The sequence below is a fragment of the Pseudomonas sp. 3B-A001-10F genome, assembly GCF_056313565.1.
Map to the genome: position 1 here is coordinate 68,696 of NZ_JBQYFW010000026.1, position 13,796 is coordinate 82,491.

The window sequence follows — 13,796 nt, forward strand, 5'->3', positions numbered from 1 at the left end:
TTCTGAATCCCTTTTTGCTGTTTGTGCCGTGAGGAAAGACCCGATGAAAATGCCGAAACGTCTGATGGCCGGACTGGGCGTGCTGATGATCAGCGCGACGCCGCTGCTGGCCAGTGCCGACCCGCGCGATGATCACGACCACGGCGGCCCGCAGCAGGGCCATTACGATAACCGTGGCGACAATCGCGGTGATGATCACCGTGGCCCGCAGAACGATCACCGTGGCGGCCCGCCGCCGCACGACTTCGGCCCGGTGCGCCAGACCATTCGTGACAATCATGGCTACTTCGTGCGCGGCGCACCGCCGCCTCCGGGGATTCATCTGGAGCGTGGCCGGCCGTTGCCGCACGGGTATTACGGCGAGCGTCTGGATAATCGGGCGTTAGGTCGTCTGCCGGTGTACCCGGGTTACGAATGGCGCCGGGCGGGGGGTGATATCGTGCTGATCGCGGTGGGCACCGGTATCGTCTACGAAATTCTCGATGGCGTTTTGTATTGATCTGCAGGCAATAAAAAAGACCGCAGCCATTGGCTGCGGTCTTTTTTTCAGGGCAGCTCCAGTCCGCCGGAGGCCTTGTGCAGTTTGCGCAGATGCGCGCCGATCTGCTTCACGTTCTCCTCACTGGCCGCAATTTCCGCAGCCCGCTTGGGCTCCAGCAACTTGCGCACTTCGGCGTCGAGATCACCCGACAGCGCGAGCAACTTCTTCTGCCGTTGACTGCTCTCTGCTTCGAGTCGACTGAACTCGGTCGGCTGGGGCAGTCCGTAACCCTTGGAATCGAGCAATTCCGCCGGACGACTGAGGAACCCGCTGTTGGCGAGAATTTCCTGCAAGGTCGCGTTGGCTTTATCCATCCCGCCGTTTTCCAGTTCCCGCGCGCCGAGGTAACGCTGCTTCACCTCATCCTGCGCCAGCAGCAATTGGCGGCGATAGCTGGCTTGCTCCAGCAACAGCAGCGCGGCGCTGGTACGCAAGTCGGCGCGTTCGAACCACTCGCGGCGTTCTCCGGCTGTCAGTGAAAGCCATTCCTCAACGGTATTCTGCTTGATCGGCAATTGCTTCTTCAGCACATCGAACATCGCCTGATAGCGATCGCGGAACGAGTCGAAGCGGTAACCCAGGCGTAGGGCTTCTTTCGGATCATCCAGCACACTGGTGTCCGCCAGACCACGGCCCTTCATCACTTCCAGCAAACCGTTGGGCATGATGCTGTCCAGACCCACGAACTGGTTGTTGTTACTGCCGCTGCGCAACAGCTTCAGGCCTTCTACCGCGCAGTTGTTGGAGAGGAAGAAGTAGTTGCCGTCGTAGCTCCAGTGCATTTCGGCGGCGTGTTCGACCACGCCTTCGATCTCGTCCCGTGACAGGTTCAGCGGCACGGAAGCAAGGCTGCGCAGTTCGGTCTTGGTGTATTCGTCGATGACCTGCGCGAGCGGCAGCACGAACAGGCGCGACGGGTATTTGCCGACCAGTCCGTCCCAGCTCGACAGCTGTACATCACCGACAAAGGCGCGGTAGGACAACACCAGATGCTGGTCCAGATCGAGCCGGCAATCCGGCCCACGCGGGCGGCCCGGCGCGCAAATCACCAGACGCAACATGCTGTGGCCCCAGCGGCTGACCCAGTTCTGATTGGCTTCGGCCAACAGGTAATCGACGGCGTAAACCCGTTCCGGATCAACTTGCCCCAAGGGTTGCTTGGCGAAGTCGTTACCGGCATTCAAAAAGGAGAAGGTCTTGCTGCAGGTGTCCTTGGCCGGCGGTGCCCAGCCGAAGTGCTCCTGGTAATAGCGATACAGCGCCGGGCGACGGCAGGCATAGCTTGGGTCGAGGAGGAAATACTCCATGTTGACCGCGACAAACTCCTTCGGGCTGGAGATTTCGTACAGGTCCGGGCTGCGGGCGATCTGGCGGTTGTGCTGTTCACGCTCACCCCGACGACCGACGTATTGCTGCCAACCGGCGAGATCGAGCAGGCGCGGGTCATCACTGAGGGTGAAACGCCGGCCGTTCTGGCCGCGACACTCATCGGGAATGCCGATCAGCCCGGCGCTGTTGAAGCGGCGGGTGCAGCGCTGGATTAGCGTGCGCTCGGCAGTCGGCCACAGGCGCGCGCGATCATAAATGTGGGTAATTTCATGCAGCACCGTGGCGAGCAGTTCCTGACGCACAGTGCCGTGGGGGCGATTGGTTTTTTCTTTGGCGGCGCTGCCGTCAGTCAGGCTGGCGAGCAGTTTGCGATTCAGGTCGAGTTCGGCGACCAGCGTGGCTTGGCCATAGGCGTTGCTCGGCATGTCGTCGGTCCAGCCGACATCGATGCGCCGATCCAGCCGCTCGATAAAGCTCGGCGGCAGCTTTTGCATCGCCTCATCGATCAGCGCCTGGCTGGCCTGTTGTTGGGCAGGGCTCAGACCGTCGGTCTTGAGCCGCAATTGCAGGCCGGCGTGGGCGTTGTTGCCAAGCAGCAACAACGCCCCGACCAGCAGCCAGGTGCCGACTGACTTCACAGTGCGAGGATGGCTTCGGCGAGAACCTGATCGCTGGCGTCGCGCGCTTCCGGCACACGGGTGCGCAGGGTGTTGAGCGCGGCTTCCAGATGCGCGCCACGGATATCACCGTTAGTGGCGACGAAACTGGCGGCATCATCGTGTGCTTCGCGGATGATTTTCGAATCGCGGATCGACGTGGTGGTGTCGGAAGTGAAATCGATAGTGCGCTGGGAGGCACGAACGATGATGTTACTGGTGGCTACCAGGGTGTGCGCCTGGGCCAAGTCGGCCAACAAAAACAGGCCAAGGGCGGCAGCAATCAGCGGGCTACGCATGGAACGACTCCGGAAGGGCAAGGATAACAGGGGTACAGGATAACTATTGGACGAGAATTGCCTCTGCCAGTTCAAGGTCGCTGACATGAAGTTTCGGCCGGGTTTTGCGCAGGTAATGCAGCGCGGATTCCAGTCGAGCACCTCGCCATTCACCGTCACTGGCAACAAAAGCTGCGGCATCATCGTGGGCCGCGAGCAGCAGTTTACGGTCGAACGGTGCGGAAGACACCATGCTGGTGGCGTAACCACTGACGACGGTGCCTTGCGTCGACGCATTGAAAGCATCAAAGGCATCGACCGACGTCGCCCAGCAGGCGGTGAACAATACGGAGGGAATCAGTAGATTTGGAAGAAAGCGCATCGGACTCGGTAATTTTTGGTGAGCCCAAAGGCTAGCGCAATGCCCGGGCCAGAGCCAGCGCCGAAACATCGGGACACGCCTGGCGTGTCCCGCATGGCTGCGATCGTTTAGATCGTCAGAATAGCTTGAGCCAGTTGTGCGTCAGTGGCTTGCAGCTGTGGCGCCTGGTGACGGATGTGATCCAGCGCGCTTTCCAGTTTCACCCCACGGATTTGACCTTCGCTGGCGACGAAGCTGGCGGCATCGTCACGGGCGGCGAGCACGATCTTGTCGTCACGGAAGGAGGAGGTGACGTCGGAAGTCGCGTCGGACGAGGACTTCAGTGCACCGACAACGGCGTCGGTGGTGACGATGAAACTGGTGGCGCTGGCGTTGGCAGCCACGGCCAACAGGGCGGCAGCGCTGAGCAGACGAAGACGGGACATGGTGTAACTCCTATGGATAAACCGTATTGAGAGGTGGCTCGGGATCTGAGGAGTCAGACGCCAGTGACACAGCATTCGCCACGTTCTGCGTGGATATTAGGCCTGCTTTGCGAGGTTCGCACAGTGGGCAAAATGCTAGCGCCAGAACGGTTTATCCAGTTCACTCAGTCGATCGGCATGGCTGAGGCCAAGATCGGCGAGATCCCGACCGTCGAGTTGAGAGAGCAGGCGCCTTGTTCTGGCGCGCTCCAGGCTGTCCAGAAGCCCGCGAATCAGGCGACGCAGAGCATTTGGGCGAGGGTAGGAATGGCTGAAGTTTCTTGAAACATCCTGTAAGTCATTCATGACGTATTCCTTATTACCGGTGAAGGCGGAAGGTCATGTTGAGCCTGTGACAGAGGAAGAGGCAGATACAGAAGAGGCAAATTGTACTGGTTCAGGTAGTGATTCTAATAAACTGTACCTGTCAGTGATAAAGCTAGCTGTATAGGGATTTAAACCCCCCCAAAACGACGAAACCCGTCGTGGTTTCCCACGACGGGTTTCGTTTGTTCAATTCGGGTTGCTGGCGGTGGGTCTAACGACCAGAGCCAGCGACGCTACTTAGCGCCAGAACGGCTTGCTCAGCTCTTCGTAGCGTTGTGCTTCGCTGATACCGGCGTCAGCCAGCAAACGCGAATCCAGGCGAGCCAGTTGATGGCGGCTGGAGATGCGGCGCTGCCACAACATCAGGTTGGCGATAACGCGCAGAGGCAGGGAAGCCTGGGTGTTTACAGCTTTGTCTTCGAAGAACAGTTCGGAACTGAGTGTACGTTCCATGGTTGACATCCTTCCGCTTGTGGCGGGATCAGGTAGTGGTTTGACTGGTGCCCATGATCCTCTCGTTTGCCAAGTCTCTCTAGATACAGTTCAACTGTATTGTGAGTGACCAGTTAACTGTTTATAGGGGGTGTACGGGTCAAAAACGAGCAAACTGTACCTGTCCGCACTTAAGTGGTGCGTTTTTGCTCGAATCGAGGAAAAAGGTAGGCAAAAGCTGTAGGAAAAGACCAGTACAGCAGTACAGTTTTTGTCAGCTTTGAAGATTGCAACAATCCGCTGACGCAAACTGTGTTTGCGCCAACGGTTTATCTGTGTGAATTACAACGCAAGCATGCGCCCGGTCTCTTCCAGGTTCATATGCCAGCTCAACGCTTCACGCAGAATGTGTGGGGTATGGCCACCGATTGCACAGGCCTTCGTGAAGTAATCATCCAGCGCTTGACGGAAGTCCGGGTGCACACAGTTATCGATGATCACACGTGCACGTTCCCGCGGCGCCAGGCCGCGTAAATCGGCCAGACCCACTTCGGTCACCAGAATGTCGACATCGTGCTCGGTGTGGTCAACGTGGCTGACCATCGGCACCACGCTGGAAATCGCGCCGCCCTTGGCGATCGACTTGGTCACGAACACCGCCAGATGCGCGTTACGCGCGAAGTCGCCGGAACCGCCGATGCCGTTCATCATCCGCGTGCCGCAAATGTGGGTGGAGTTGACGTTGCCGTAGATGTCGAACTCCAGCGCCGTGTTGATCCCGATGATGCCTAGGCGGCGCACCACTTCCGGGTGGTTGGAGATTTCCTGCGGACGCAGCACCAGTTTGTCCTTGTACTTCTCCAGATTGCCGAACACGTCGCTGTTGCGGCGTTCCGACAGGGTGATCGAGCTGCCCGACGCAAAGCTCAGCTTGCCGGCGTCGATCAGATCGAAGGTCGAATCCTGCAGCACTTCGGAGTACATGGTCAGGTCTTCAAACGGCGAATCGATCAGACCGCACATCACCGCGTTGGCAATGTTGCCGATCCCCGCCTGCAACGGGCCGAGCTTGTTGGTCATGCGCCCGGCGTCGACTTCCTGCTTGAAGAAGGTGATCAGGTGATCGGCAATGGCGTTGGTGTCGACGTCCGGCGACGACACGGTAGACGGAGAATCCGCCTGCTGGGTGATCACGATGGCGACAATCTTCTCCGGCGGAATCGGAATCGCCGTGCTGCCGATGCGGTCGTCGACTTTTACCAGCGGGATCGGCGTGCGCGTCGGGCGATAGGTCGGGATATAGATGTCATGCAGGCCTTCGAGGTTGGCGTTGTGCGCCAGGTTGATCTCGACAATCACCTGTTTGGCGAAAATTGCGAAGCTCGCCGAGTTGCCCACCGAGGTGGTCGGCACGATGTGGCCTTGCTCGGTGATGGCCACAGCTTCGATGACCGCGATGTCCGGCAGCTTCAGTTGCTGGTTGCGTAGCTGCTCGACGGTTTCCGACAGGTGCTGATCAATGAACATTACCTGGCCGGCATTGATTGCCTTGCGCAAGGTGCTGTCGACCTGGAACGGCATCCGCCGCGACAGCACGCCGGCTTCGGTCAGTTGCTTGTCGAGGTCGTTGCCCAGGCTGGCGCCGGTCATCAGGCTGATCTTCAGCGGCGTGACCTTGGCGCGCTCGGCCAGTGCATGAGGGACGGCTTTGGCTTCGCCAGCACGAGTAAATCCGCTCATGCCGACGGTCATGCCGTCCTCAATCAAAGCGGCTGCGTCGGCGGCGCTCATCACTTTATCCAACAACGAAGGCAGGCGAATACGGTCACGGTACATGGATTATTATCTCGGGAAGCGAGTAGCAGGATGCGCAGTCTAGTGAATTTGACGAGCGCCTGTCCCGCTACCAAGGTCGCAAACGAGGCGTCTATTTAGCGGGTTTGAAGTAAAACACCGTTACTGGATCTGCAACAACGCGGCAAATTGTCCGACTGTTTGCGCAAACAAAAACGCCCCGACAAGTCGGGGCGTTCGGTATTGCAGCGGGGAATTACTCGACCGCTTTGACCATGTCTTCGATGACTTTCTTCGCGTCGCCGAACACCATCATGGTTTTGTCCAGGTAGAACAATTCGTTGTCCAGACCGGCATAGCCGCTGGCCATCGAGCGCTTGTTGACGATGATGGTCTTGGCTTTGAACGCTTCGAGAATCGGCATGCCGGCAATCGGCGATTTCGGATCGTTCTTTGCGGCCGGGTTAACCACGTCGTTCGCGCCGAGCACCAGCACCACATCGGCCTGACCGAACTCGGAGTTGATGTCCTCCATCTCGAACACCTGGTCGTAAGGCACTTCGGCCTCGGCGAGCAGAACGTTCATGTGCCCCGGCATACGGCCCGCCACGGGGTGGATCGCGTACTTCACGGTCACGCCACGGTGGGTCAGCTTCTCGGTCAGCTCTTTCAGCGCATGTTGCGCACGTGCCACTGCCAGACCGTAGCCAGGGACAATGATCACGGTGTCGGCGTTGGTCAGCAGGAAGGTCGCGTCGTCAGCCGAACCGGATTTCACCGGACGTGCTTCTTTCGCACCGGCAGGGCCTGCGTCGGCCGTGTTGCCGAAACCGCCGAGCAGTACATTAAAGAAGGAACGGTTCATCGCCTTGCACATGATGTACGACAGGATCGCGCCGCTCGAACCCACCAGCGAACCGGCAATGATCAGCATCGAGTTGTTCAGCGAGAAGCCGATACCCGCCGCCGCCCAGCCCGAGTAGCTGTTGAGCATCGACACCACGACCGGCATGTCGGCGCCGCCAATCGGGATGATGATCAGCACGCCCATCACGAACGCCAGCGCCAACATCAGCGCGAACGCGGTGAGGTTGCCGGTGAACATGAAGGTCAGGCCCAGTGCCAGCGTCGCCAGGCCCAGCACGGCGTTCAGCTTGTGCTGACCAACGAACTGTACCGGGGCGCCCTGGAACAGACGGAACTTGTATTTGCCCGACAGCTTGCCGAACGCAATCACCGAACCGGAGAAGGTGATCGCACCGATCGCAGCGCCGAGGAACAGCTCCAGACGGTTGCCCGCCGGAATCGAGTCGCCCAGTTGCTTGACGATGCCCAGCGATTGCGGCTCCACCACAGCGGCGATGGCAATGAACACTGCCGCGAGGCCGATCATGCTGTGCATGAAGGCGACCAGTTCCGGCATCTTGGTCATTTCAACGCGCTTGGCCATGATCGAACCGGCGGTGCCGCCGACCAGCAGGCCAACGATCACGTAACCGATGCCAGCCGTGGCCAGCTCAGCACCCAACTTATAGATAAGGCCGACGGTGGTCAGGATGGCCAACGCCATGCCGAGCATGCCGAACAGGTTGCCGCGCCGCGAGGTAGTCGGGTGCGACAAGCCTTTGAGGGCCTGGATAAAGCAGATCGACGCGATCAGGTAGAGCGTCGTGACGAGATTCATGCTCATTACTTCGGCGCCTCTTCTTTTATTTTCGGGGCTTTCTTCTTGAACATCTCAAGCATGCGGCGGGTCACCAGGAAGCCACCGAACACGTTGACCGCAGCCAGTGCCACGGCGAGGGTGCCCATGGTTTTGCCCAGCGGCGTGACGGTCAGCGCAGCGGCAAGCATGGCGCCGACGATCACGATCGCCGAGATGGCGTTGGTTACCGCCATCAAAGGTGTGTGCAGCGCAGGTGTAACGTTCCAGACCACGTGGTAACCGACATAAATCGCCAGCACGAAGATGATCAGGTTGTAGATACCGGGGGAGATAAGCTCTTCCATCGTCTGAATCCCTGCTTAGGCGTTTTTGCGGATGACTTGGCCGTCGCGGCACATCAGGCACGCGGCGACGATGTCGTCTTCGAGGTTGACGTCGAACTGGCCTTCTTTGGTGAACACCAGCTTGAGGAAGTCCAGCAGGTTGCGCGCATACAGTGCCGAGGCGTCTGCAGCGACTTCACCGGCCAGATTGGTCGGGCCGCAAATGGTCACGCCATTTTCGACCACGACCTGATCGGCCACGGTCAGCGGGCAGTTGCCGCCCTGAGCCGCTGCGAGATCGATGACCACCGAACCCGGTTTCATCTGCGCCACGGTTTCCGCGCTCAACAGCGTCGGCGCCTTGCGGCCCGGAATCAGCGCGGTGGTAATGACGATGTCAGCTTGCTTGGCGCGTTCGTGCACGGCCTGCGCCTGACGCTGCATCCAGCTCGCCGGCATTGGCCGCGCGTAACCGCCGACACCAACGGCGCATTCACGCTCTTCATCGGTCTCGTAAGGCACGTCGACGAACTTCGCGCCGAGGGATTCGATCTGCTCTTTTACCGCCGGACGCACGTCGGACGCTTCGATCACCGCACCCAGACGTTTCGCCGTAGCAATCGCCTGCAACCCGGCCACACCGGCGCCGAGAATCAGCACGCGCGCCGCTTTCACGGTGCCCGCAGCGGTCATCAGCATCGGCATGAAGCGCGGATAGTGGTGAGCGGCCAGCAACACAGCCTTATAGCCGGCAATGTTCGCCTGCGACGACAACACATCGAGACTCTGCGCGCGCGAGGTGCGCGGCGCCGCTTCGAGGGCGAACGCGGTAATGCCGCACTCGGCCATCTTTGCGATGGTTTCGTTGTTGAACGGATTGAGCATGCCGACCAACACCGTACCGCGCTTGATCAGCGTCAGTTCGGCATCGCTTGGCGCGACCACTTTGAGAATCAGCTCGGCGCCAAACGCGTCATTGGCACTGCCAATGGTTGCGCCTGCCGCTTCATAGGCACTGTCGACAACGCTGGCTTTAACGCCGGCGCCGGTTTGCACAGTGACCTTATGACCTTGGCTGATCAGCTTTTTAATGGTTTCCGGGGTTGCAGCAACCCGAGTTTCACCGGTCTGGGTTTCGAGAGGAACACCAATGTGCACGTCAAATCTCCTGCGTGATCTTATTGAGTAAACCCATGCACTACGGATGGTGCGACTGGGGCGGCCGATCAGCACGATCCCGCCAAATCAGGGCGGGGCGCGGCATTTTGCAGGCGAACTTTATGCCCTTCAAGGGATTATGACGGGTGACGGAAAATTAACTACAAGTCATCCCGTGACCGAATGTCGCAGATGGCCAGCCGAATCCCTTGCAGGCCGTGCCTTGTAAGGATTCTGGCCGAATATGGAAAAATTTCTCATCGGTGACGTGAATAGGCACTAATGCGTCGCTGATGAAGGCTCAAGGCCACGTCTTCAGCCGCTTGTGGGACGTCTGTACGACTTTCGGATACAGTCTGTTGAATTGCGACAAATACTTATATCTGTAGGGCTTTTGTTTTCCTGACTACGGGGTTAGGTAACGTTGTAAGCCTTTACCCTTCTAGGTTGTAGCTCTGTGCCTGAGTTACCAGCCAGTCACGAAATGCCTTTAATGAAGCTGATTCGACCTTTCGCTCAGGAATCATCAGGTAGTAGGCCTTGATGCTGGAAAGCGCCTGCGGGTTTGCAATCACCAGGCGTTTCTCGGCCAGCTCACGCTGAATCAGGAACGGTGGAATCAGCGCGATCCCCATGTCGTGCATGGCCGCTTGGGCGAGCATGGAGAATAGCTCGTAGCGCGGGCCTGTCATGTCGCGAGGGATATTCAGCTGTTGCGAGTTGAACCACTGGCGCCAGGCGTAAGGTCGGGTGGTCTGCTGCAGCAGCGGCAGTTCGGCGATGGCTGCGGCTGTCAGAAGCTTCTTGTTGCCGAGTAGGACGGGGCTGCACACCGGCATCGGATTCTCGCCCATCAGCCTGTGGGATTCGGTACCGGACCAATCGGCATCACCGAAGTAGATCGCCGCATCGAATTCGGTATCGGCAAACAGAAAGGGCCGGGTGCGGTTGGTCAGGTTGACCGTGACTTCCGGATGCTTGAGCTGGAAATCTTTCAGACGTGGCAGCAGCCATTGCGTGCCGAAGGTCGGCACCACCGCCAGTTCGATTACGTTGGTGCCTTGCTGGCCCATCACGGACAGCGTGTCGCGTTCGACTGCATCTAGTTGCGTCGCGACTCGGCGGCTGTAGGAAAGCCCCGCCTCGGTCAGCTTCACCCCGCGCCGCGAGCGTCGGAATAGTTCCACACTGAGGAACTCCTCAAGGCTGGCTATTTGTCGGCAAATGGCGCCTTGAGTCAGGGAAAGTTCTTCGGCAGCGCGGGTAAAGCTCTCGTGGCGCGCGGCAGCTTCGAAACTGATCAGGGCGGTGGTGCTGGGGATCTTCCTGCGCATGTACGTCAACCTCACTAATGCGCCGCATAAAAGGCATTCCGCGACGTTTCGGAGTGAGAAATTAGCACAACAGAATGCGAAATCCTCGTTTGCCGCGACGGCGAACCGCGCCTAGGATCAATGCCACGTTAATTCACCGATTTGCGAGGACAGACTCATGGGCGGTAAAGCTAGCTTCAACTGGATTGATCCCCTGCTGCTGGATCAACAGCTCACTGAAGAAGAGCGCATGATCCGCGACACCGCCGAGCAGTTTGCTCAACAGAGCCTCGCGCCGCGTGTTCTTGAAGCCTTCCGTCATGAGAAAACCGACCCGGCGATCTTCCGCGAGATGGGCGAAGTCGGTCTGTTGGGCGCGACCATCCCTGAGCAGTACGGCGGCAGCGGCCTGAACTATGTCAGCTACGGTCTGATTGCCCGTGAAGTCGAGCGTGTCGACTCAGGCTACCGCTCGATGATGAGCGTGCAGTCGTCGCTGGTGATGGTGCCGATCAACGAATTCGGTACTGAAGCGCAAAAGCAGAAGTACCTGCCGAAGCTGGCTTCCGGCGAATGGATCGGCTGCTTCGGTCTGACCGAACCCAACCACGGCTCCGACCCGGGCGCGATGATCACTCGTGCACGTAAGGTCGACGGCGGCTACAGCCTGACCGGCGCGAAAATGTGGATCACCAACAGCCCGATCGCCGATGTGTTCGTGGTCTGGGCCAAAGACGATGCCGGTGACATTCGTGGCTTCGTCCTGGAAAAAGGCTGGAAAGGCCTTAGTGCTCCGGCGATTCACGGCAAGGTCGGCCTGCGTGCGTCGATCACTGGTGAAATCGTTATGGATAACGTGTTTGTGCCGGAAGAGAACATCTTCCCGGACGTGCGTGGCCTGAAAGGTCCGTTCACCTGCCTCAACTCGGCGCGTTACGGCATTTCTTGGGGCGCACTGGGCGCTGCCGAGTTCTGCTGGCACACCGCTCGTCAGTACACCCTCGATCGCCAGCAGTTTGGTCGCCCATTGGCTGCCACTCAGTTGATCCAGAAAAAACTGGCAGACATGCAGACCGAAATCACCTTGGCCCTGCAAGGCTGCCTGCGGTTGGGGCGTATGAAAGATGAAGGCACTGCTGCGGTCGAAATCACTTCGATCATGAAGCGTAACTCCTGCGGCAAGTCGCTGGACATTGCCCGTATGGCGCGCGACATGTTGGGTGGTAACGGCATCTCTGACGAATTCGGCGTGGCCCGTCATCTGGTCAACCTGGAAGTGGTGAATACCTATGAAGGTACTCATGACGTTCACGCGCTGATCCTCGGGCGTGCGCAAACCGGTCTGCAGGCGTTCTATTAACAGGAGAGCGACCATGGGCGCGCTGTCGCATCTGCGGGTACTGGATTTATCGCGAGTATTGGCCGGACCGTGGGCCGGGCAGATCCTCGCCGACCTTGGCGCCGAAGTGATCAAGGTCGAGCGCCCGGGCAATGGTGATGATACGCGCGCCTGGGGGCCGCCCTTCCTTAAAGACGCTTATGGCGAGAATACGTCGGAGGCGGCTTATTACCTGTCGGCCAACCGCAACAAGCAATCGGTGACCATCGACTTCACGCGGCCCGAAGGTCAGAAGCTGGTGCGCGAGCTAGCGGCGAAGTCGGACATCCTCATTGAGAATTTCAAGGTCGGTGGTCTGGCGGCGTATGGGCTGGACTACGAATCGCTGAAAGCGATCAATCCGGACCTGATCTATTGCTCGATTACCGGATTCGGCCAGACCGGGCCGTATGCCAAGCGCGCCGGCTATGACTTCATGATTCAGGGGCTGGGTGGGCTGATGAGCCTGACCGGGCGTCCTGAGGGTGATGAGGGTGCCGGTCCGGTGAAAGTTGGTGTAGCGCTGACGGATATCCTCACCGGTCTGTATTCGACGGTAGCCATTCTGGCTGCGCTGGCTCATCGCGATCACGACGGTGGCGGGCAGCACATCGACATGGCATTGCTGGATGTCCAGGTGGCGTGTCTGGCTAACCAGGCGATGAACTACCTGACAACGGGCAACGCACCGAAGCGCTTGGGCAATGCGCATCCGAACATCGTGCCTTATCAGGATTTTCCTACGGCCGATGGTGATTTCATCCTCACCGTGGGTAATGACGGGCAGTTCCGCAAGTTTGCCGAAGTGGCGGGGCAGCCGCAGTGGGCGGATGATCCGCGTTTCGCGACCAATAAGTTGCGGGTGGCGAATCGCGCGGAGCTGATTCCTTTGATTCGTCAGGCAACCGTGTTCAAGACGACTGCCGAGTGGGTTGCTCAGCTGGAGCAGGCGGGCGTGCCGTGCGGGCCAATCAATGATTTGTCGCAAGTGTTTGAGGACCCTCAGGTCAAGGCGCGTGGTTTGGCGATAGAGATGCCGCATGGGTTGGCGGGTATGGTGCCTCAGGTAGCCAGCCCCATTCGTTTGTCGCAGACGCCGGTTGAGTATCGTCGGGCGCCTCCCTTGTTGGGGGAGCATACGCTGGATGTTTTGCAGCGGGTGCTTGGGATGGGGGCGGGTGCGGTGGCTGATTTGAAAGCCGCTGGAGTGCTATAGATATTCCTTCTATATAGAAGCGCGGCGTTTGCTTCCTATATAGAGAAGCGGTTGACTGTTTTTTAACCAATCTGCAAGTGATTGAAAGAAAAGTGAAATTAACGGTTGACGGCAGATTCAGGATGTCTATAATTCGCCCCACTTCCGGCGCAGTCGAAACGGAAAACTCCTTGAGATTCAATGAGTTATGTAGGTTTCGGCGGCAGGTTGCTTCAGTCCATCGAAGCCAGAAGGAAGTTGAAAAAGAGGTGTTGACAGCAGCGTGTAACGCTGTAGAATTCGCCTCCCGCTGACGAGAGATCGGAGGCGCAAGTGGTTGAAGTTGTTGAAGAAATCTTCGAAAACTTCTGAAAATAATCACTTGACAGCAAATGAGGCTGCTGTAGAATGCGCGCCTCGGTTGAGACGAAAGATCTTAACCAACCGCTCTTTAACAACTGAATCAAGCAATTCGTGTGGGTGCTTGTGGAGTCAGACTGATAGTCAACAAGATTATCAGCATCACAAGTTACTCCGCGAGAAATCAAAGATGTAACCAA

14 protein-coding genes are annotated in these 13,796 nt (G+C 58.6%); 3 read left to right on the forward strand and 11 right to left on the reverse strand.

The window, feature by feature from the left end:
* Window positions 1-43 precede the first annotated feature (43 nt).
* Complete coding sequence (locus AC0ZWN_RS21365) at window positions 44-499, forward strand: anti-virulence regulator CigR family protein (RefSeq protein WP_476336421.1); 456 nt, start codon at window positions 44-46, stop codon at window positions 497-499.
* A 47-nt stretch (window positions 500-546) separates the two neighbouring features.
* On the opposite strand, the gene AC0ZWN_RS21370 is transcribed toward AC0ZWN_RS21365, so the two are convergent.
* The 11 genes from AC0ZWN_RS21370 to AC0ZWN_RS21420 all read right to left on the reverse strand — a co-directional run bounded on the left by AC0ZWN_RS21370 (window position 547) and on the right by AC0ZWN_RS21420 (window position 10,684).
* Complete coding sequence (locus AC0ZWN_RS21370; RefSeq protein ID WP_476336422.1) at window positions 547-2,508, reverse strand: DUF7844 domain-containing protein; 1,962 nt, start codon at window positions 2,506-2,508, stop codon at window positions 547-549.
* Window positions 2,505-2,825 carry a DUF2388 domain-containing protein gene (locus tag AC0ZWN_RS21375; RefSeq protein ID WP_476336423.1) on the reverse strand — a complete coding sequence of 107 codons (321 nt, stop codon included), beginning with the start codon at window positions 2,823-2,825 and terminating at the stop codon, window positions 2,505-2,507. The genes AC0ZWN_RS21370 and AC0ZWN_RS21375 overlap by 4 nt, the downstream gene beginning before the upstream one ends.
* A 43-nt stretch (window positions 2,826-2,868) precedes the next feature.
* A complete protein-coding gene (locus AC0ZWN_RS21380; protein ID WP_093429472.1) occupies window positions 2,869-3,186 on the reverse strand; it encodes a DUF2388 domain-containing protein in 318 nt (105 codons plus the stop codon).
* 107 nt (window positions 3,187-3,293) lie between these two features.
* Window positions 3,294-3,611: a DUF2388 domain-containing protein gene (locus tag AC0ZWN_RS21385; RefSeq protein ID WP_476336425.1), complete on the reverse strand. Its 318-nt coding sequence runs from the start codon at window positions 3,609-3,611 to the stop codon at window positions 3,294-3,296.
* A gap of 135 nt (window positions 3,612-3,746) precedes the next feature.
* Entirely contained in the window at window positions 3,747-3,956 is a 210-nt protein-coding gene (locus AC0ZWN_RS21390; protein ID WP_093429470.1) for a DUF1127 domain-containing protein, read from the reverse strand.
* 258 nt (window positions 3,957-4,214) lie between these two features.
* The gene (locus tag AC0ZWN_RS21395; protein ID WP_007911656.1) at window positions 4,215-4,430 is read right to left on the reverse strand and encodes a DUF1127 domain-containing protein; all 216 of its coding nucleotides are present in this window, start codon (window positions 4,428-4,430) and stop codon (window positions 4,215-4,217) included.
* Between the two features lie 321 nt (window positions 4,431-4,751).
* On the reverse strand, window positions 4,752-6,245 hold the full coding sequence (locus AC0ZWN_RS21400; protein WP_476336426.1) for an acetyl-CoA hydrolase/transferase family protein: 1,494 nt from the start codon (window positions 6,243-6,245) through the stop codon (window positions 4,752-4,754).
* Window positions 6,246-6,459: 214 nt separating this feature from the next.
* A complete protein-coding gene (locus AC0ZWN_RS21405; RefSeq protein ID WP_093429468.1) occupies window positions 6,460-7,893 on the reverse strand; it encodes an NAD(P)(+) transhydrogenase (Re/Si-specific) subunit beta in 1,434 nt (477 codons plus the stop codon).
* Entirely contained in the window at window positions 7,893-8,213 is a 321-nt protein-coding gene (locus tag AC0ZWN_RS21410; protein WP_110718265.1) for an NAD(P) transhydrogenase subunit alpha part 2, read from the reverse strand. The genes AC0ZWN_RS21405 and AC0ZWN_RS21410 overlap by 1 nt, the downstream gene beginning before the upstream one ends.
* A 15-nt stretch (window positions 8,214-8,228) precedes the next feature.
* Window positions 8,229-9,350, reverse strand: coding sequence for a Re/Si-specific NAD(P)(+) transhydrogenase subunit alpha (locus AC0ZWN_RS21415; protein WP_007911649.1), 1,122 nt, complete (start codon window positions 9,348-9,350; stop codon window positions 8,229-8,231).
* Between the two features lie 434 nt (window positions 9,351-9,784).
* The gene (locus tag AC0ZWN_RS21420; protein WP_476336427.1) at window positions 9,785-10,684 is read right to left on the reverse strand and encodes a LysR family transcriptional regulator; all 900 of its coding nucleotides are present in this window, start codon (window positions 10,682-10,684) and stop codon (window positions 9,785-9,787) included.
* 157 nt (window positions 10,685-10,841) lie between these two features.
* Between AC0ZWN_RS21420 and AC0ZWN_RS21425 the strand changes: the two genes are divergently transcribed.
* Together AC0ZWN_RS21425 and AC0ZWN_RS21430 are read left to right on the forward strand one after the other, a co-directional pair.
* On the forward strand, window positions 10,842-12,023 hold the full coding sequence (locus tag AC0ZWN_RS21425) for an acyl-CoA dehydrogenase (RefSeq protein ID WP_007953903.1): 1,182 nt from the start codon (window positions 10,842-10,844) through the stop codon (window positions 12,021-12,023).
* Between the two features lie 13 nt (window positions 12,024-12,036).
* Window positions 12,037-13,257, forward strand: a complete 1,221-nt coding sequence (locus AC0ZWN_RS21430) for a CaiB/BaiF CoA transferase family protein (RefSeq protein ID WP_476336429.1) — start codon at window positions 12,037-12,039, stop codon at window positions 13,255-13,257.
* Window positions 13,258-13,796: the final 539 nt, after the last annotated feature.